This window comes from Erythrobacter sp. KY5 (assembly GCF_003264115.1).
Lineage (GTDB): Bacteria > Pseudomonadota > Alphaproteobacteria > Sphingomonadales > Sphingomonadaceae > Erythrobacter.
The window spans coordinates 3,097,891-3,115,190 of sequence record NZ_CP021912.1; the positions used below are offsets into that span (position 1 = coordinate 3,097,891).

21 protein-coding genes are annotated in these 17,300 nt (G+C 62.5%); 5 read left to right on the forward strand and 16 right to left on the reverse strand.

What is annotated here, in order from left to right; all coding sequences use genetic code 11:
* Positions 1 to 49 precede the first annotated feature (49 nt).
* From pal to hisB, 12 genes are all read right to left on the reverse strand, one after another.
* The gene (pal, locus tag CD351_RS14570) at positions 50 to 577 is read right to left on the reverse strand and encodes a peptidoglycan-associated lipoprotein Pal (RefSeq protein ID WP_174214278.1); all 528 of its coding nucleotides are present in this window, start codon (positions 575 to 577) and stop codon (positions 50 to 52) included.
* An 83-nt stretch (positions 578 to 660) separates the two neighbouring features.
* Positions 661 to 2,082 carry a Tol-Pal system beta propeller repeat protein TolB gene (gene tolB, locus CD351_RS14575; protein ID WP_111993308.1) on the reverse strand — a complete coding sequence of 474 codons (1,422 nt, stop codon included), beginning with the start codon at positions 2,080 to 2,082 and terminating at the stop codon, positions 661 to 663.
* Between the two features lie 4 nt (positions 2,083 to 2,086).
* The gene (locus tag CD351_RS14580) at positions 2,087 to 2,896 is read right to left on the reverse strand and encodes an energy transducer TonB (RefSeq protein ID WP_111993309.1); all 810 of its coding nucleotides are present in this window, start codon (positions 2,894 to 2,896) and stop codon (positions 2,087 to 2,089) included.
* Positions 2,897 to 2,908: 12 nt separating this feature from the next.
* Entirely contained in the window at positions 2,909 to 3,364 is a 456-nt protein-coding gene (locus tag CD351_RS14585; RefSeq protein ID WP_111993310.1) for a biopolymer transporter ExbD, read from the reverse strand.
* Positions 3,364 to 4,086, reverse strand: coding sequence for a protein TolQ (gene tolQ / locus CD351_RS14590; protein ID WP_111993311.1), 723 nt, complete (start codon positions 4,084 to 4,086; stop codon positions 3,364 to 3,366). Before tolQ ends, CD351_RS14585 begins: the two co-directional genes overlap by 1 nt.
* Positions 4,087 to 4,089: 3 nt before the next feature.
* Positions 4,090 to 4,560, reverse strand: a complete 471-nt coding sequence (locus CD351_RS14595) for a YbgC/FadM family acyl-CoA thioesterase (protein WP_111993312.1) — start codon at positions 4,558 to 4,560, stop codon at positions 4,090 to 4,092.
* Between the two features lie 212 nt (positions 4,561 to 4,772).
* The gene (locus CD351_RS14600; protein WP_111993313.1) at positions 4,773 to 5,150 is read right to left on the reverse strand and encodes a histidine triad nucleotide-binding protein; all 378 of its coding nucleotides are present in this window, start codon (positions 5,148 to 5,150) and stop codon (positions 4,773 to 4,775) included.
* A gap of 22 nt (positions 5,151 to 5,172) precedes the next feature.
* Positions 5,173 to 5,484, reverse strand: a complete 312-nt coding sequence (locus CD351_RS14605) for a phosphoribosyl-ATP diphosphatase (protein WP_111993314.1) — start codon at positions 5,482 to 5,484, stop codon at positions 5,173 to 5,175.
* Positions 5,485 to 5,500: 16 nt separating this feature from the next.
* The gene (hisF, locus tag CD351_RS14610; RefSeq protein WP_111993315.1) at positions 5,501 to 6,301 is read right to left on the reverse strand and encodes an imidazole glycerol phosphate synthase subunit HisF; all 801 of its coding nucleotides are present in this window, start codon (positions 6,299 to 6,301) and stop codon (positions 5,501 to 5,503) included.
* Between the two features lie 130 nt (positions 6,302 to 6,431).
* Entirely contained in the window at positions 6,432 to 7,160 is a 729-nt protein-coding gene (hisA, locus tag CD351_RS14615) for a 1-(5-phosphoribosyl)-5-[(5-phosphoribosylamino)methylideneamino]imidazole-4-carboxamide isomerase (protein WP_111993316.1), read from the reverse strand.
* Between the two features lie 106 nt (positions 7,161 to 7,266).
* Positions 7,267 to 7,905: an imidazole glycerol phosphate synthase subunit HisH gene (gene hisH, locus CD351_RS14620; RefSeq protein WP_111993317.1), complete on the reverse strand. Its 639-nt coding sequence runs from the start codon at positions 7,903 to 7,905 to the stop codon at positions 7,267 to 7,269.
* Between the two features lie 125 nt (positions 7,906 to 8,030).
* A complete protein-coding gene (hisB, locus tag CD351_RS14625) occupies positions 8,031 to 8,636 on the reverse strand; it encodes an imidazoleglycerol-phosphate dehydratase HisB (protein WP_111993318.1) in 606 nt (201 codons plus the stop codon).
* Between the two features lie 116 nt (positions 8,637 to 8,752).
* Here hisB and CD351_RS14630 point away from each other — a divergent pair, with 116 nt between their 5' ends.
* The 3 genes from CD351_RS14630 (at position 8,753) to gmk (ending at position 10,505) form a co-directional block, all read left to right on the forward strand.
* Positions 8,753 to 9,256, forward strand: coding sequence for an SspB family protein (locus tag CD351_RS14630; protein ID WP_111993319.1), 504 nt, complete (start codon positions 8,753 to 8,755; stop codon positions 9,254 to 9,256).
* A gap of 85 nt (positions 9,257 to 9,341) precedes the next feature.
* On the forward strand, positions 9,342 to 9,812 hold the full coding sequence (locus CD351_RS14635; RefSeq protein WP_162627762.1) for a hypothetical protein: 471 nt from the start codon (positions 9,342 to 9,344) through the stop codon (positions 9,810 to 9,812).
* A 48-nt stretch (positions 9,813 to 9,860) separates the two neighbouring features.
* Positions 9,861 to 10,505: a guanylate kinase gene (gene gmk / locus CD351_RS14640; RefSeq protein ID WP_111993321.1), complete on the forward strand. Its 645-nt coding sequence runs from the start codon at positions 9,861 to 9,863 to the stop codon at positions 10,503 to 10,505.
* Between the two features lie 128 nt (positions 10,506 to 10,633).
* On the opposite strand, the gene CD351_RS14645 is transcribed toward gmk, so the two are convergent.
* The 4 genes from CD351_RS14645 to CD351_RS14660 all read right to left on the reverse strand — a co-directional run bounded on the left by CD351_RS14645 (position 10,634) and on the right by CD351_RS14660 (position 14,736).
* Complete coding sequence (locus tag CD351_RS14645) at positions 10,634 to 11,065, reverse strand: PA2169 family four-helix-bundle protein (protein WP_111993322.1); 432 nt, start codon at positions 11,063 to 11,065, stop codon at positions 10,634 to 10,636.
* 422 nt (positions 11,066 to 11,487) lie between these two features.
* Positions 11,488 to 12,294: an SDR family NAD(P)-dependent oxidoreductase gene (locus CD351_RS14650; protein ID WP_111993323.1), complete on the reverse strand. Its 807-nt coding sequence runs from the start codon at positions 12,292 to 12,294 to the stop codon at positions 11,488 to 11,490.
* 12 nt (positions 12,295 to 12,306) lie between these two features.
* A complete protein-coding gene (locus CD351_RS14655) occupies positions 12,307 to 13,446 on the reverse strand; it encodes an acyl-CoA dehydrogenase family protein (RefSeq protein WP_111993324.1) in 1,140 nt (379 codons plus the stop codon).
* Between the two features lie 96 nt (positions 13,447 to 13,542).
* Positions 13,543 to 14,736, reverse strand: coding sequence for an acyl-CoA dehydrogenase family protein (locus CD351_RS14660; RefSeq protein ID WP_111993785.1), 1,194 nt, complete (start codon positions 14,734 to 14,736; stop codon positions 13,543 to 13,545).
* 187 nt (positions 14,737 to 14,923) lie between these two features.
* On the opposite strand from CD351_RS14660, the gene CD351_RS14665 reads away from it, so the two are divergent.
* Both CD351_RS14665 and CD351_RS14670 read left to right on the forward strand, forming a co-directional pair.
* Positions 14,924 to 15,790, forward strand: coding sequence for an SDR family NAD(P)-dependent oxidoreductase (locus CD351_RS14665; protein ID WP_111993325.1), 867 nt, complete (start codon positions 14,924 to 14,926; stop codon positions 15,788 to 15,790).
* Positions 15,790 to 17,277, forward strand: coding sequence for an MFS transporter (locus CD351_RS14670; protein ID WP_111993326.1), 1,488 nt, complete (start codon positions 15,790 to 15,792; stop codon positions 17,275 to 17,277). The genes CD351_RS14665 and CD351_RS14670 overlap by 1 nt, the downstream gene beginning before the upstream one ends.
* Positions 17,278 to 17,300: the final 23 nt, after the last annotated feature.

The following is a 17,300-nucleotide window of genomic DNA, read 5'->3' on the forward strand; positions in this document are numbered from 1 at the left end:
CGCCCCTCCCTGCCGGGAGAGACGGGCGCGCATCGTTTTGTAATCGCGATCAGTTGATGATGATGCTCGCAGCGCGGCGGTTCTGCGACCATGCCTCGGGGCTGGAAGCGAGCGCGACCGGGCGCTCCTTGCCGTAGCTGACAGTGCGGATGCGGTTTGGCGAAACCCCAAGGCTGACCAGATAGTTCTTCGCTGCATTGGCGCGGCGCTCACCCAGAGCAAGGTTATATTCGCGCGTGCCGCGTTCGTCGCAGTGCCCTTCGATCGTGAAGGTCAGCTGCGGGAAACGGGCAAAATACTGCGCCTGCGCCTGAAGCGCGGCTGCATCGGTGCTGTCGATGTTGAAGCGGTCGGTGTCGAAATAGATCACGCTCGACGAGCCGACGGCGGACTCGAAATGCCCCTGTGTTCCGGGAACCGGGCCGGTGGGAGCGGTCGAAGCCGGTGCCGGGGTCGGCGTCGGGGTCGAAACCGGCGCGGGCGGCAATTCTTCGGGAGCCTTCTTGGCACACGCGCCCAGCGCAAGTGCGGAAGTCATCAGAGCGAGCGTGGCCGCTTTGGAAACGGAGAAAGTCATAAATTTGCTCTCCTATCTTGGAGCCGGTCAGCAATGCGCACCGGGCAGGTTTAACCTTGTAAGTTCGTGGGGGTAAAACGCAATCAGGGACGAATGGGTCCCCATGCTGGGTCCGATGCATCGACCGGCGTCGGCAATCTCCTTTCGTTGCGGCCGGTGAGGTCGACCTGCCACAGCGAGGAACGACCGGCATCGCGGGTGGTCCGGAAAAACTGGATGATCCGGCCATTTGGCGCCCAGGTGGGGGCCTCGTCCTGCCAGCCGTTTGTAAGGACGCGCAAGGACCCTCCCGATGGGGTCATGACGGCGACGTTGAAATCGCCTGCAATGCGCGTGAAGGCGATCTGGTCGCCGCGCGGGCTCCATTCAGGCGTGGCGCAGCGCCCGCCGAAGAAGGTGATGCGGCGCTGGTTCGAACCGTCCGCATCCATGATGTAGCATTGCTGCGTTCCCGAACGGTCGCTTTCGAACACGATCCGGCGACCATCGGGCGAGTACGATCCTCCGATGTCGATACCGGGCGTATTGGTCAGCCGCTCGCTTCTCCCACCGGTTACTGGCACGCGGTAGATGTCGGTGTTGCCCGCAACGGCCATCGAATAGAGGATATGGCGACCATCAGGCGACCAGCGCGGCGCAAGCGTCGGGTTCTGGTTCTCCGTCACCAGCGTCTGCTGGCCGCTGCCGATGTCATAGACATAGATGCGCGGGTTTCCGTCGACATAGGACAGGTAGAGGATCTTCGAATAGTCGGGCGAATAGCGCGGGGTGAGCGCGGTTGCGCTGCCGAGGGTGAGGAAGCGGTGGTTCGCGCCGTCCGAATCCATCACTGCGAGGCGCTTGACCCGGTTATCCTTGGGCCCGGTTTCCGCGATATAGGCGATGCGGCTGTCGAAGAACGGGCTCTCTCCGGTCAGGCGCGCATAGATGAGGTCGGAGCATTTGTGCGCCGCGCGCCGCCAGTCTGCCGGGCGCACCACCCAGCCTTCGCGGATCAGCTCGTCCTGAAGCGCGACGTCGTAGAGATAGCAGCCGACCACCAGGCGATCATCGCCGCGCGCGCGGACATAGCCATGCACCAGCATCTCCGCCCCGCGCCCGGTCCAGCTCGACCAGCTGGGCGCGGTAATCTGCTGAAAGCGCGGCTCGGGCAAGCTGTCGGGACCGGTCGGCTTGAACAGGCCATTGTTGCGCAGATTTGCCGTGATGACCCGCGCAATCTCGCGGCCCAGCGCCGCGGTGCCGTCGCTGTTCGCAGGGGTCGGGCGGTCTGCATCGGTAGCGAAGGAGGGAATCGCGATGCCAAGGTCCTGCCAGTCGCTTTCGTCAGTGACCGTACCGCGCAGCGGGCCAAGCTCTTCGCCATCGTCGCCCTCGATCGCGATATCTTCGACCTCACCGCCTTCACCAAGCGGTTCGCCAAGGTCCTGATTCTGAGCGGTCGTTATCGACGCGGACGTGGCCATGAGGCCAGCGATGAGGGTGACGAAAATCTTGGTCTTCATGGGGTCAGAGCCTTCTGTTGAATTCCCATTCGAGGTCTTTCCAGCGACTGTAGAATTGCTCGGGCAAGTTGAAAGGGGCAGCAAGCTGGACCGCGCGAATTGCGCGTTCGCAGTGCAGGCCTGCTTGTGGACGATTGCTGTCGGTCACACTGCGGGAAACATTGGTGCAGCGCGGGCGGCCCTTGAGGCTGCCGTCTTCGTTGAGCTGCCAGGTTACCACCGATTCAAGCAGTTCGGCCTCCACCCCTGAGGGCGCGTTCCAGTGCGGGCGCAACTGGCGCGTGATGGCCGATGCCAATGCGGCGCGTTCCGCGCGGCCGAATGTTGCTGCCGGGGCGCTGGTTGTATCGGTCTGGGTCGAGCTGCCCTGTCCCTCGAGGAAGTTGTCGCCGATGCGGCTGCCGCCTGCGGGCTGCTCGGCGCGGCGCTGAGAGGGTTGCTGGCGGGTTTCTTCGGGACGGCGGCGGTCGCGGGTGTCGGGCGGCGCCTGTGTGCGAGGTTGCGTCCGCGTTTGCGGGCGCGGCGGTGTGGGCGGCGCGGTTTCCGCAGCAGGCTGCGACGAGGCCTCCTCCGGCGGAGAAGGAATATCGGTCAGCGTCGGCGCAATCGCCGCGCGGCTTTCGGGCACCGGATTGGGCGCGGTCGATTCAAGGCTTACCTCGGTCGCGAGGCTCACCGCGACGCGTTGCGGCGGGGTGAAAGGTTCAGGCGCGAACAGGACCTGCGCCGCAAGCAACGCGACCAGCGCGCCGTGCAGCACGATCGCGGCGATCAGCCCGATCCTGTCTTCAGTCCTGAACGTGCTCTCTCCCATCTCTGCCTCTCGCTATGGGGGAGTAACTGAACCGTCGGTGACCAGCGAGATCGAGGTGAAGCCGGCACGGCCAAGCTCACCCATCACCGCCATCACCCGGCCATAATCGAGGCTGCGATCGCCGCGAAGGACAATCGTGGGCAGCTCTCCCGCCGCGTTGCGGTCAAGCGTCGCCAGCGCATCGGGCAGAGCGCCGGTCGGCACGGCGTCATCGCCGATATAGACGCGGCCATCGCTGTCGATGCTGATCGTCACCTGCTCCCGCGCTTCCTCGACCGGATTGGCGCGGCTCTCGGGAAGTTCGATCGGCACGCCCACGGCGGGCAGCGTCACCGTCACCATGAAGATGATGAGCAGCACCAGCATCACATCGACCAGCGGCGTGACGTTGATCTCCGCCATGGCCGCACGCTTGCGGCTGGAACGGCGAGAGCGCGCACCCGAAGAAGAGGCAAGCGAGACGCCCATTACGCTCTATCCAGCTCGCGGCTCAGGCCTGCGTGGACCTTGTCGGCGAAGCGGTGAAGCTTTGCCTCGTACTGGTTCACCGCGTTCGAGAAACGGTTATAGGCGATCACCGCCGGGATAGCAGCGAATAGGCCGATTGCGGTGGCGAACAGTGCCTCTGCGATGCCCGGTGCGACGACTGCGAGCGATGCCGATTGCTGCGCGCCGATCTGGAAGAAGCTGTTCATGATGCCCCACACGGTTCCGAACAGACCCACGAACGGCGCAACCGATCCGGTCGTGGCGAGGAAGTTGAGCTTGCCCGCCAGTTCGTCGGCCTCCTCTGCGACCTGGCTTTCCATCGCCGCGCCGATACGTTCGCGCGCGGCGGGGCGGTCGGGCGCGCCTGACTTGGTTGAGCGCCGCCATTCGTCGAGCCCTGCTCCTGCCACGCGGGCAGATGGCACTGTCGCGCGGCGCTGTTTGGTCAGCATCGCTTCGCGGTCGCGCGTGTCCCAGAACTCAGCCTCGTATCCGCGCGATGCGGAATTGAGCTTGCCGATGCGCAGCATGAACGACACGATGATCGCCCAGGTCCAGATGCTTGCAAGGATCAGCCCGATCATCACCGCCTGAACCACGATATCGGCGGCCAGAAACAGCTCAATCGGATCGAGCCGCGTCGGCCCAAGAGAGGTGGCCCCCGCTTCGGCGAGCCCGGCGCTCAACAGGTCAATCAGCACTCTCTAGCTATCCTCTCGTGTCATGAATTGGTTGAAGGCCTCGCGCCATTCGGCAGGCTGGCGCTTGGGCCGGCCTTCGAGCGATATGAACCCGACGCGCAAGGTCGCTTCGCACAGGCCTTCCTCGCCGCGCCTTGCAATCTGGTGCATCCGGCAACTTGCCGCGCCCAGTTCGGTGCAGGTGGTGGTGATCACCACGTCATCGTCGAGCTTTGCGGGCCGCAGATATTTGAGATGTATCTCGGAAACGGCGTACGCACCGCCCGCACCTTCGCCATCTGCTCCTGCCTCGATCTCGGCGCGCTGGTCGATGCCCAGCATCCTCAGCAAATCGCTGCGAGCACGCTCGAACCAGCGCAGATAATTGGCATGATAGGTGATGCCTGAAAGGTCGGTATCCTCGTAATAGACGCGCACCGCATAAAGGTGCTGCGAACCATCGATGACGCCGCCCGGAGGAGTTGGTTTTACCATGTTGCAAAGCCACCTAGCGCAGCGGAGATTCGCTGGAAAGGTGCGTTTGTCGCTGGCCGCATGAACGGGGACGAAACGAATCTCAGCTGCGGTGAGGTGTTAGAAGTCGGAAACGACGCCGCAGGCGTCGCAAGGGCGACTGCCCGCCCGCAGCGGGCGCAGCTTTGCTGCGCGTCTAGCGAGGACGCACACGCGGATGCGTGTGCGAAATGCTAACGAGCTATCATCGGACCCAGAGGCTGGCCGCCGAAGATATGGACATGCAGGTGCGGGACTTCCTGTCCGCCATGCGCGCCGATATTCGCCATGAGGCGATAGCCGGGTTCGACAAGGCCCTTCATGCGGGCCACTTCGCCGACCGCGCGGATAAAGCCGCCGATTTTCTCGTCCGATGCCTTTGCGCTGAAATCGTCCCAGCTGACATACTTGCCCTTGGGAATCACCAGCGTGTGAATTTCCGCCTGCGGATTGATGTCCTCGAACGCGAAGGCCCAGTCGTCTTCGTAGACTTTGTTCGACGGAATTTCCCCGCGCAGGATCTTCGCGAAGATGTTGTCGTCATCGTAAGGCAGCGTCGGGTCGATCGGCATGATTTACTCCTTGCGACAGAAATCAGGGGCGTGAAGCTTTTTCCTCGAGCCCCGAAAGCCCCTCTCGCCGGTCGAGTTCGGCAAGGACGTGGTCGAGGCTGACACCCTTGGCCTGAAGCAGGACGAGCAGATGGAAGATGAGGTCGGCGCTTTCGCTCACCAGTTCCTCGTTCGAGCCGGAGACCGCCGCGATCACCGCCTCGGTCGCTTCCTCGCCCAGCTTCTGCGCGATCTTGGACAGGCCTTTGGCGTTGAGCTTGGCGACGTAGCTGGTCTCAGGCGAGGCAGCGCGGCGCTGCGCGATGGTCTTTTCGAGGCGTTCCAGGGTGCTCATGGGCGCGGGGTCTCGCTCAAACGCCGCGCGCAGGCAAGCCTGCATCGCGCAGCGCCTTGTGCGCCTCGGCAATCGAGTGGGTGCCAAAGTGGAAGATCGATGCGGCGAGCACTGCGCTCGCATGGCCTTCGCGCACCCCTTCGACGAGGTGGTCGAGATTGCCGACGCCGCCGCTGGCGACGACTGGGATGCTCACGGCATCGGCGATGGTGCGGGTTAGTTCCAGGTCATATCCGGTCTGCGTCCCGTCGCCGTCCATGCTGGTCACGAGCAATTCGCCCGCTCCAAGCTCGGCGACTTGTCTGGCATATTCGACAGCGTCAATCCCGGTCGGCTTGCGTCCGCCATGGGTGAAGATTTCCCACTTCGGCCCTGGCTCGGGTGCCTCGCCCTGCACGGGAATTGCAGGTGTGACCCGGCGCGCATCGACGCTGGCGACGACGCACTGGCTGCCGAACTTCGCTGCGATCTCGCTCACCAGTTCGGGCCGCGCGACTGCGGCGGAATTGATCGCAACCTTGTCGGCGCCTGCGAGCAGCAACGCACGCGCATCTTCGACGCTGCGCACTCCGCCTCCGACGGTGAGCGGCATGAAGCACACCTCTGCCGTGCGCCGGACGATATCGAGCAGTGTCCCGCGCCCTTCATGGCTGGCGGAAATGTCGAGGAAGCACAATTCGTCCGCCCCCGCTTCGTCATAGGCGCGCGCCTGTTCGACCGGGTCGCCTGCGTCTTTGAGATCGACGAAATTGACGCCCTTGACGACGCGCCCATCGGCGACGTCGAGACAGGGGATGACGCGGATGCGGACGGTCATGGGGTGCTCCAGTCTGGCTCCTCATTGCGAGGAGCCGCAGGCGACGCGGCAATCCAAGGGCCATTGGTCTCAATCACTGGGTTCGGTCCATGGATTGCTTCGCCTCGCTCGCAATGACGAAATAGGCTGCTCATGCCCGCGCGCCCATCTGGATCGCCGCTGCAAGATCGAGCTTGCCTTCATAAAGAGCCCGCCCTGTAATCACGCCTTCAATGCCGTTATGCGCCTGAAGCGACAGGATGTGGATGTCGGCCAATCCCTTTACCCCGCCGCTGGCGATCACCGGGATGTCGACGCGCTGGGCCAAGTCCACCGTCGCCTCGATGTTCACGCCTTTGAGCAGCCCGTCGCGCCCAATGTCGGTGAAAAGCAGCGCGGCAACGCCTGCATCCTCGAACCGACGGGCGAGGTCGACCACGGGAACGTCGGACACTTCGGCCCAGCCTTCGGTCGCGACCATGCCGTCTTTCGCGTCCACCGCGACGACGATGCCGCCTTCCCATTCGCGGGCCATCTCCTTGACGAATTCGGGGTCCTTGAGCGCGGCGGAGCCCATCACCACGCGCGCAACACCAAGATCGAACCATCCCTCGACCGCCTTGGCATCGCGGATGCCGCCGCCAAGCTGCACATAGCCGGGGAACTGCTCGACGATGGCCTTCACCGCCTCGATATTGCGTCCCTCGCCTGCAAACGAGCCGTCGAGGTCGACCACGTGAAGGTGCTCTGCGCCCGCTTCGGCGAAGATCATCGCCTGCGCGGCAGGATCGTCGCCATAGATCGTCGCGCGGTCCATGTCGCCTTCGGCAAGCCGCACGACTTCGCCGCCCTTGAGGTCGATGGCTGGGAAAACGATCATTTCGCTGTGACCCCTCTCAAAGTCATCCCCGCGCAAGCGGGGACCCTGGGCGAATTTGCACCAAGGCCATCCTGGGTTCCCGCTTTTGCGGGAATGACAGCAGGTCTTACGGCTTCCATGCGAGGAACCTTTCCAACGTCGCAAGACCATAGGCTTGGCTCTTTTCAGGGTGAAACTGCACGCCTGCAATGTTGGCGCGGCTGACCGCTGCCACAAGGCCTTCGCCATGGTCGGTCAGAGCCGCAACGTGATACGGGTCTTCGGCGACGAAGTGATAGGAGTGGAGGAAGTAGGCCTCGCCCTCCTCGATCACCTGATGCCCCCCGGACTTTCGGCGCGCATGAGGCATGATTGCAACGTCGTTCCAGCCCATATGCGGCACCTTGATCGCCGGGTCGTGCGGCTGGATCAGGCGAACCTCGCCCGGTATCCAGCCGAGGCCCTTATGCGTGCCGTGCTCAAGGCCGCGCGTCGCGAGCAATTGCATGCCGACGCAGATGCCGAGGAACGGCGCACCGCCGATCTCGACCCGTTCATGCAGCGCGTCGACCATGCCCGGCACGGCTTTGAGGCCTTCGGCACACGCCTTGAACGCGCCCACTCCGGGGAGCACGATGCGGTCGGCTGCGCGCACGACGCTGGCATCGGCGGTGACCTTGACGTTCGCCCCGACCGCTTTCAGCGCATTGTAAACCGAATGCAGATTGCCCGCGCCGTAATCCACCAAAGCAACCTGCTCAGCCATGGCGAAACCAATCGGCTGCGGAGCAGCCGCAAGGGCGACCGCCCGCCCGCAGCGGGGCCGCAGCGGAGCGGAGGCCGTCTAGCGAGGACGCGCGCCCGGATGGGCGCGCGCAAAGCAAAAACACCTCACCCACCAAGCTGCCCTTTCGTACTCGGGATAGCGCCGCCCTTCCTCGGGTCGCGTTCGACCGCGATGCGCATGGCGCGGGCAAAGCCCTTGTAAAGGCTCTCGCAAATGTGGTGGTTGTTGGTGCCGTAAAGCAGCTCGCAATGCAGCGTCAGTCCGGCAGACTGCGCGACCGAATGGAACCAGTGCTCGATCAGCTCGGTGTCCCATTCGCCGAGCTTTTCCTGGCTGAACGCGGCCTTCCACACCAGGTAAGGCCGCCCCGAAATGTCGAGCGACACGCGAGAAAGCGTCTCGTCCATCGGAGAGTACGCGCTGCCATACCGCCCGATCCCCGCCTTATCACCCAGCGCATCAGACAGCGCCTGACCCAGCGCAATCGCCGAATCCTCGGTCGTGTGGTGCTGGTCGACATGCAGGTCGCCTTCGACCTTCATCGTCACGTCGATCAGCGAATGTTTCGAAAACTGTTCGACCATGTGATCGAGAAATCCGATCCCCGTCGAAACGTCATAAGTGCCTGTTCCGTCGAGGTTCACCGCGATCTCGATCGAGGTCTCTGCGGTTTTCCGCTCTACTTTTCCGGTTCTGGGCTGGTCAGTCATGGCGCGCGCTATAGGCTTCTCGTCGGGGTGTGCAAACGGGTGATTGGCATAATTGCATACAATCGCTCACGAAACGCTTGACCCGCGCCGCGAGGCTCGCCACGCTTTGTATCGTGATGACCGAAGACACACCCGATAGCCTGATCCCGTATGACGAGATCGTCCAGGAGGCGCTGCGCGCCGTGGTCGGGCGTGTGCTCGGAGAGATCGAGCGTGGGGGCAGCGAACTGCCCGGCAACCACCATTTCTACATCACTTTCAAGACCGGGGCGAGCGGCGTGTCGATCCCCGCTCACCTGCGCGAACGCTTTCCCGATGAAATGACGATCGTCCTTCAGAACAAGTTCTGGGACCTCGACGTGCGCGAGGATGGCTTTACCGTCGGCCTCTCTTTCAACCAGATCCCGGCCAAGCTTGAAATTCCCTTTGCTGCGATCACGGCCTTCGTCGATCCGGCGGTGGATTTCGGCCTCCAGTTCCAGGCATCGGTCAGTGAACTCGCCCCCGAAGAGCATGAAGACGCCCAGAACGACGCCGACGTGCAGACCGCTAATGTCGCCGGGGACAGCGCGGACGATGGCTCCAATGTCGTAACGGTCGATTTCGGCCGCAAGAAATAGCGCGGGGCGCAAAACTTTTCGCGCTGATCTTCACGGGCTGGGAAACGGGCTGGAAACCTTCCGCTGCTAGTGGTGTTGATTAGTAATGAGCGAGAGACGATCACAAAAAGCACGCGAATTTGCCCGCGACAAGGCCAGCCGGTTGAAACGCGGGGCGATGGCGCGCGACCCGGTTGCGCGCGAACTCGTCGAACCGAGCGCCGATGCAAGCGCCAATACGCGAGCGCCCGTCCCCAGCACCAATCCCGCGACCAACCTTGTGATCGCCGAAATCATCATCCGCGGCGCATCGACCATGTTCCGCAAGAATGTCGAACGCCGGGTTGCACGGGCCAATTACGGTGATGACGACAAGGCGCGCGAAGTGCTTGACGGGCGCACCGTGGTCACTTCGCTTGCCCTTTATGGTGCGAGCAAACTTGCCACGCGTTCTCCGCTCGGGCTTGGGGTTGTGACCGGCGCGCTGGTTGCCAAGACGCTGTATGATCGCGGCAGAAGCCGGCAGCTGCGCAAACGCCGCGAAGGTGTCGGCAAGCTCACCTCATCAGAGGAATAGCGGCCAAAGCCCCCTTGATTTGACGCTGCGATAACGCCAGTGGGCGATATGGGCGACTTCAAAACCATCGACAAACTTGCACGCCGCGGCCTGCTTTTCATCCTGTCCTCGCCATCGGGCGCAGGCAAAACGACGCTTTCGCGCATGCTGCTGGCGAAGGATCCCGAGATCAGGCTTTCGATTTCGGCCACCACCCGCCCCCCGCGTCCGGGCGAGGAAGACGGCGTGCATTATCACTTCGTCTCCGATGCCGAGTTCGACCGCATGGTCGAGGAGGACGACTTCTACGAATGGGCGCACGTCTTCGGCCATCGTTACGGAACGCCCAAGGGCCATATCCGCGAGGGGCTTAAACAGGGGCAGGACTATCTGTTCGACATCGACTGGCAGGGCACGCAGCAGCTGAAGCAAAAGGACGACCAGGACGTCGTTACCGTCTTCGTCCTCCCGCCCAGCCTCGATGAATTGCGCCGCCGGCTGGAATCGCGCGCGCAGGATTCAGACCAGGTGATCGACGTCCGCATGGAACGCGCCCGCGCTGAAATCAGCCACTGGGCCGAATACGATTACGTCGTCATCAACGACAGTGTCGAGGAATGCTTCGCACGGGTATGCGAAGTGCTGGACGCCGAGCGTATGCGCAGGACGCGCCAGACCGGGCTGATTCCGTTTGTGCGCGAATTGATGGGGTAGGTGGCTGCGGGCTGCTCGCGGCCCGATTGCGGACCGCCACGCCTCTCGCGACTGTGAGCTAAAATCTGACCTTGACGTAAGAAAGGGCACGGATTCCTCCGCGCCCTTCCTCCAATATCGTCACGATCTTAGTCGTATTGCTTTGCGATCAGGTCGCCAAAGCGTTCGCCTTCGCAGATTTCGTTGAACACCTGCTGGACGACGGAGCGTTCCGACGCTTCGAGCTGGTCGCTCTGAAGCGCTTCTTCGAACTTGTTCTTGATGTAGTCTTCGCCTTCTTCTACGCGCTCGGCGGCGGCTTCGTCGTTGTCCTCGAACGCCGAAGTGATGCTCTGCCACATCTGATGGGCTTCGCCGGTCAAGGTGCCTTTGGTCACGAGCTCGTCGCCCTGCCGCTCCAGTTCCGCATTCATCTGGCGAAGCGTATTTTCACGCTCGCTGCAGCGCTTTTGGAGTGCCTGCTTAAGCTGAGGACTGTCAGCCTTTTCGTGGGCCTGGCGGTAGCCTTCGACAGAATCGAAAGTGGTATCGGTGAGTGATTTGAAAACCGTGCTGCTCATTTTTTGCATCCTTTTTGAAATACTTAGATGCAGGTGCAACACGGGGCGGACGACAAAGTGCCAAAATAATTCGGGTATGAGCCAAGCTGGCTCTGTGTTGAGCCAAGTTGAATTGGGTCGGGCGAGAGACCGCCAGCAAATTGACGGCTTCTGCCCCACCCGGACGCGGCCGTTTTCCTACTCGCAGCCGGTTTGCTATCGGGCGGAAAGCTCTTTCAAATTGTCGATGCTCGCAAACCGCAGATCGCGCCGCGCCAAGGTGACACTTTGCACCCTCGTACAGTGACGCTTGGCCCTGCTAAGGTTACACTTTGGGCGCTAAGGTGACGCTTTTGGCGCTCAAAGGTGACACTTTGCCGGTTTTGGCCCTGGACCGTGTAACATGCGGTCCACTTCTCGGGCAAAGCGCTGGCGCGAACCGCTCATTCGCCCGACGGATCGACGAAGTTGCCCGCGCCGACATTGGCGTTCACCACGCCGCCATCGATCGCGATGGTCGTGCCCACCACGTAGTCGCCAGCGCGGCTCAAGAGGTAGATCGCGCCGCCTGCCATGTCCTCGGTCACGCCGACGCGCCTTGAGGGGATGCCGCGCTTGACCAGATCCTCGTTGTCGCGCGCCGCCTTGTTCATCGAGCTCGGGAAAGCGCCCGGCCCGATGCCGTTGACGATGATGTTGTCGTTCACCAGCTCTGCGGCCATGCGGCGGGTCAGGTGGATAAGGCCCGCTTTCGACGCCTGATAGGGATAGGTCGGCCATGGATTGGTCTTCATCCCGTCGATCGAGGCGATCATCAGCACCTTGGCCGGACGCTCGGGCGTGCCGGCGGCCTTGAGCAGGCCGTGCAGCTTCTGCGTCAGGAAAAACGGCGTCTTGACGTTCAGGTCCATCGTGCGGTGCCAGCCCGCTTCGCTGAACTCGGTGAAGGGTTCGCCCCACGCAGCGCCTGCATTGTTGACGAGGATGTCGAGCTTGTCCTCGCGGCTCGCAATCTCGTCGGCAAGCTGCTGGATGCCGTCCATCTGCGACAGGTCAGCAACAAGGCCGATGACCTTCTCACCAAGCTCTGCGGCGGTTTCGTCAACCTGTTCCTTCTTGCGGGCGACGATGTAGACGCGCGCCGCACCCGCAGCGAGCAGGCCTTCGACGATCATCTTGCCGATGCCGCGCGATCCGCCGGTGACAAGAGCGATGCGCCCTTCGAGACCGAAAAGTGAATTGATGTCCATGTTCTAAACTCCTCAGTACCCGCTCAGCTCGGCAACGCGGCTGGCGTGGAAATAGGCATCGCCCAGGAACTCCTGCAGCGCGCGGTCGCGCTTCATGTAAAGGCCGATGTCGTATTCGTCGGTCATGCCGATGCCGCCGTGCATCTGCACGCCTTCCTTGACCGCGAGGCCGGCTGCCTTGGCGACCTTGGCCTTGGCGACCGAGATCATCAGGTCGGCGCGTTCGCTGTCTGCGTCGAGCAGTTGCTGAGCCTTGATCGTAGCGGCGCGGGCGATTTCGACTTCGGAATAGAGGTGCGATGCGCGGTGCTGGAGCGCCTGAAACTCGCCGATAACCTTGCCGAACTGCTTGCGCTGCTTGAGGTAGTCGACGGTCATGTCCATCGCCCCTTGCGCAACGCCGACGCCTTCCGACGCTGCGCCCACGCGGCCTGCTTTCAGCATCGTGTTCAGGATCTCGCGCCCGCCATCGACTTCGCCGATCACAGCATCGCCATCGAGCATGGTGCCATCGAACTTCGTGTGCGTTGCCATCGAGCTGTCGACGAGGCGAACGCTGTCGTGGCTCATATTGGCCGCATCCCTGGGCACGGCGAACAGGGTAATGCCATCCTCATCATCGTCCGCGCCGCTGGTACGCGCGGCGACGACCAGCATGTCGGCGCTGACCCCGTGGATCACGAAGCTTTTGGAGCCGGTCAGCCTGAAGCCATTGCCCGACTTCTCGGCACGGGTGGTGATGCGGTCGGGGCGGTGCTTGGCGGTCTCGTCGATGGCGACGGCAAAGACGCTCTCGCCTTCGATGAGGCCGGGGAGGTAGCGGCCTTTGAGGTCCGAACTGCCGTGACCGAGCGCGGTCGCGGCGAGCACGGATGATGTCAGAAACGGCGAAGGCGTCAGGTTGCGGCCGATCTCTTCGAGCACGATCCCTGCCTCGACATGGCCCATACCAAGACCGCCATCATCTTCGGCCACCAGCATGCCGGTGAAGCCCATCTCGGCCATTTGCTTCCACAGGCCGTGGCCGAAACCGTCCTTGCAATCGCGGTCGCGCCAATGGCGCAGCTGTTTGGCGATGTTGCCTTCTTCGGCCATGAAGCCGCTGGCGCTGTCGGCCAGCATGGCCTGATCTTCGTCGTGAAAAAGGGGCATTTGGTTGTTCCTCTCCGCACCCATCATCCCGGATGTGATCCGGGATCGGTTCGGTATTGTGAGTGGCCCCGGATCAGGTCCAGGGCAACGGATTGCTTACGATCCCGGCAGTTCGAGAATGCGCTTCGAAATCACGTTGAGCATGACTTCGGACGTGCCGCCCTCGATCGAGTTCGCCTTGGTGCGAAGCCAGTTGCGCGAGGGCTTGCCGCCGCTCGTCTCTTCGCTTTTCCATTCAAGGCTGCGCGAACCGCCAGCGCTCATCATGAGCTCGTGGCGGCGCTTGTTCAGCTCGGTGCCGACATATTTCATCATGTTGGGCTGAGCCGGGTGACCCTTGCCTGCCTTCATCTCGTCCATGAACTTCTCGGCCATGGCGGTGAAAGCGAGCGCGTCGACGTCGAACAGGGCAAGCTCGCTGCGCAGGATCGGATCGAGTTCATCGCCGTTCCGCTGCGCATGGCGCTTCATGGCAGAGCCGATGGCTGCGGTACGTTCGCCGCCGCCCATGCCAGAGATCATCTCGCGCTCATGGCCGAGCAGGTACTTCGCAACGTCCCAGCCGCGACCCACCTCGCCGACATAGCCGGGAACGTCCTCGCCATAGGACTTGGGCACTTTCACATCGTCGAAGAAGGTCTCGCAGAAAGGCGAGTTGCCGCTGATCAGCAGGATCGGCTTGGTCGAAACGCCCGCGCCCGCCATGTCGAAGAGCATGAAAGTAATGCCCTTGTACTTGTCGTTCTTGTCGGTGCGAACGAGGCAGAAGATCCAGTCGGCCTGATCGGCGTAGGAGGTCCAGATCTTCTGGCCGTTGACGATCCAGTGATCACCCTTGTCCTCGCCAAAGGTCTGCATCGAGACGAGGTCGGAACCGCTGCCCGGCTCCGAATAGCCTTGGCACCAGCGGATTTCGCCACGCGCGATTTCATTGAGGAAGCGCTTCTTCTGGCCCTCGGTGCCGAATTGCAAAAGCGCGGGGCCAAGCATCCAGATGCCGAAGGAGGACAGCGGCGGGCGTGCGCCGATGCGGCTCATTTCCTGGCGCAGGATCTTGGCTTCGGGAGCGCTGAGGCCAGCTCCGCCGTATTCCTTGGGCCAGCTTGGCACGGTATAGCCCTTGTCGCGGGCCGCCTCGAACCATGCCTTTTGCGCATCGTTCTTGAAGGTCGCGTTGCGCCCACCCCAGTAAACGTCGTCGTCATCGCGCACGGGTTGGCGCATTTCGGGGGGGCAGTTGGCTTCAAGCCATTCTCGGGTTTCCTGACGGAAGGTTTCCAGATCGGTCACGGTTCGGTCAGCCATGGGGGCGACTCCTCTCATTGTCTCTCACTTGACGCTTACGTTATCGTCATTTGCCCGCGCGCCGCAAGCACACTTCGCTGGCACGCCCATGCCGTAACGTCATCCGGTTTGCGTTGACGAAGTCCCCTTTCCGATTAGGTTGCAATTGAGGATGGAGAGAGGGACAGCATTGATGAGATTCGCCGGAAAGACGATAGTCATCACGGGCGCAGCGTCGGGCATCGGCCTTGCCGCAGCGCAGCTCTTCGCCCGCGAAGGCGCCACCGTCTTTGCCAGCGACATCGACAAAGTGGGCGGCGAAAAGCTCGCCAGCGAAACCGAAGGCGATGTGCGCTTTGTCCCTTGCGACGTCACCGACCCCGCTTCGATCAAGGCGCTGATGGACACAGCCGCGCGCGAGACCGGCGGAATCGACACCGTGTTCAACAATGCGGCAGCTGGCGGAGCACGTCCCGGCATCGACGAGATCGAGCCTGAAGAATGGGACATGACGATGGACCTCGTCCTGCGCTCGGTCGCATTCGGCATCCGCTACGCCGTCCCGCATATGAAGGGGCGAAAGGGCGCGAGCATCGTCAATGTGTCCAGCGTGGCCGCAGTCGGTCCGGGTTATTCGCCCACGGCCTATGCGGTTGCAAAGGCAGGCGTTCTGCACCTGACCAAGTGTGCCGCCGCCGACCTCGCCCAGCATGACATTCGGGTAAACGCGATCCAGCCGGGCTTCATCAACACCAACATCTTCACCTCGACGCTCGAAATTCCGGACGAGATGAAGACCATGGCCAACGCTGCCATCGCGCAGCTTTCCTCCAACGCCCAGCCGGTCAAGCGAGGCGGGCAGCCATCGGATATTGCCGAGGCGGTCGCATATCTTGCCAGCGATGCGGCGAGCTTCGTCACCGGTACTTCGCTGATCGTCGATGGCGGTATCACCATCGGTCCGCGTCATTGCTGGGACCCGGAGGAGGATACCTTGTTCGCCGGGCTCGAAGCGATGGAAGAACAGGCCAAAGCTGCTGCCGAAACGGCGGGCAAGTAATGGCATTTACGAAGGGCAAACTCCCCGGACGCCTCAAGCTCATTCATGGCTTTGGCGCAGTGGCGTTCGGGGTGAAGGATTCCGGCTTTTCGTTCTTCCTGCTGATCTTCTACAATCAGGTCCTCGGCATGGATGCGCGGCTGGTCAGCCTTGCTTTGCTGATCGCGTTGCTGGTCGATGCGGTGATCGACCCTATCATCGGCAATCTTTCCGACCGAACCTACACACGCTGGGGCAGGCGTTTGCCGTGGCTTTATATCGCGCCCATCCCGCTTGCGGTGGTCTGGGTCATGCTGTGGTCGCCGCCGGGAGGCGAAGCGCCAAGCTTTTACGGCCTTGTCGGGATAGCGATTGCGGTGCGCATCCTGCTGTCGGCCTGCGAGGTGCCCTCGGTCAGCCTCGTGCCTGAAATCACGCAGGATTATGACGAGCGTACCACGCTCTTCCGCTACCGCTTCCTGTCGGGTTGGCTTGGGGGCCTGCTGATGATGGCCCTCGCCTATACGGTGTTTATGCCGGGCGCGGATGGGCTCCTGCAGGAAGATGGATACATCTATTTCGGCGCGTTCGGAGCGGCGCTGATGGCGATCTCGGTCATCGGGTCGGCAGCGGGTCAACATTACCTTGTCGCACGCCTGCCAGAGCATAAGCCGCCGCCCTTTTCACTCAAGGGCGCTTTCTCCGAAATCTTTGATGCGTTTTCCGAAAAGAGCTTTCTGATCTTCGCCGCGGGCGCGCTGGCAGCCTATATCAGCCAGGGGATGACGTTCTCGATCCTCAACTACCTCAACCTGTTTGTCTGGCAGTTGAAGGAGAACGAGCTGATCCTGTTCCCAGCGACCTTGTTCCTGTCGGTTGTCCTGATGTTCGTGATCGTCGGCCCGATGCACCGCGAATGGGGCAAGGCGCGCTCTGCCGCGATTGCCGCACTGGGTGCGCTTGTCATCGGGTTCACGCCCTATGCGCTGCTGCTCGCCGGTCTCTGGTTTGAAAGAGGCACGCCTGCCTCGACCTATGGCTATTTCTTGTTCCTGCTGTTCGGCAACACGCTGGGCGTTGTCATGATGATTTCGGCCACCTCCATGATCGCGGAGATTGTCGAAGCTTTCGAGGAACGCACGCACCGCCGTGCAGAGGCCGCGTTCTATTCGGGCAACTGGCTGATCCAGAAATGCGCCACCGGGGCGGGCATTTTCCTGACCGGACAGATCATCGGCCTTGCCCAGCTTTCGACCGACGCCGATCCAGGCTCTGTTCCCGGCGCGGTCGTAAACGACATGGTGCTGTATTATGGCAGCGCGTCGATCATACTCGCCTTGATCGCGGCTTACTGGCTCGGCAGCTTCCCGATCGGGCGTGAAGAGCACGAAGCCCGGCTCGAACGCCTGCACCGCCGCCACACGGGCAAGGATGAGGGCGTGCCGCTGGGAGGCAAGGCCATCGGCGATGCAGCCCGCGCCGATCCCGATGCCCATTCGGTGATTTGATCGGCAAAACTTACCCTTGGCGC

Coding starts and splice junctions, on each gene's coding strand:
- CD351_RS14600 (WP_111993313.1), bottom strand. CDS start 5,150: ATGCCGATCGACCCGACGCTGCCTTACGATGACGACAACATCTTCGCG.
- gmk (WP_111993321.1), top strand. CDS start 9,861: ATGGGCGACTTCAAAACCATCGACAAACTTGCACGCCGCGGCCTGCTT.
- hisB (WP_111993318.1), bottom strand. CDS start 8,636: ATGACTGACCAGCCCAGAACCGGAAAAGTAGAGCGGAAAACCGCAGAG.
- CD351_RS14645 (WP_111993322.1), bottom strand. CDS start 11,065: ATGAGCAGCACGGTTTTCAAATCACTCACCGATACCACTTTCGATTCT.
- CD351_RS14630 (WP_111993319.1), top strand. CDS start 8,753: ATGACCGAAGACACACCCGATAGCCTGATCCCGTATGACGAGATCGTC.
- CD351_RS14665 (WP_111993325.1), top strand. CDS start 14,924: ATGAGATTCGCCGGAAAGACGATAGTCATCACGGGCGCAGCGTCGGGC.
- CD351_RS14595 (WP_111993312.1), bottom strand. CDS start 4,560: ATGGTAAAACCAACTCCTCCGGGCGGCGTCATCGATGGTTCGCAGCAC.
- CD351_RS14580 (WP_111993309.1), bottom strand. CDS start 2,896: ATGGGAGAGAGCACGTTCAGGACTGAAGACAGGATCGGGCTGATCGCC.
- CD351_RS14670 (WP_111993326.1), top strand. CDS start 15,790: ATGGCATTTACGAAGGGCAAACTCCCCGGACGCCTCAAGCTCATTCAT.
- tolB (WP_111993308.1), bottom strand. CDS start 2,082: ATGAAGACCAAGATTTTCGTCACCCTCATCGCTGGCCTCATGGCCACG.
- CD351_RS14585 (WP_111993310.1), bottom strand. CDS start 3,364: ATGGGCGTCTCGCTTGCCTCTTCTTCGGGTGCGCGCTCTCGCCGTTCC.
- pal (WP_174214278.1), bottom strand. CDS start 577: ATGACTTTCTCCGTTTCCAAAGCGGCCACGCTCGCTCTGATGACTTCC.
- hisA (WP_111993316.1), bottom strand. CDS start 7,160: ATGATCGTTTTCCCAGCCATCGACCTCAAGGGCGGCGAAGTCGTGCGG.
- CD351_RS14655 (WP_111993324.1), bottom strand. CDS start 13,446: ATGCCCCTTTTTCACGACGAAGATCAGGCCATGCTGGCCGACAGCGCC.
- hisF (WP_111993315.1), bottom strand. CDS start 6,301: ATGACCGTCCGCATCCGCGTCATCCCCTGTCTCGACGTCGCCGATGGG.
- CD351_RS14605 (WP_111993314.1), bottom strand. CDS start 5,484: ATGAGCACCCTGGAACGCCTCGAAAAGACCATCGCGCAGCGCCGCGCT.
- hisH (WP_111993317.1), bottom strand. CDS start 7,905: ATGGCTGAGCAGGTTGCTTTGGTGGATTACGGCGCGGGCAATCTGCAT.
- CD351_RS14650 (WP_111993323.1), bottom strand. CDS start 12,294: ATGGACATCAATTCACTTTTCGGTCTCGAAGGGCGCATCGCTCTTGTC.
- CD351_RS14635 (WP_162627762.1), top strand. CDS start 9,342: ATGAGCGAGAGACGATCACAAAAAGCACGCGAATTTGCCCGCGACAAG.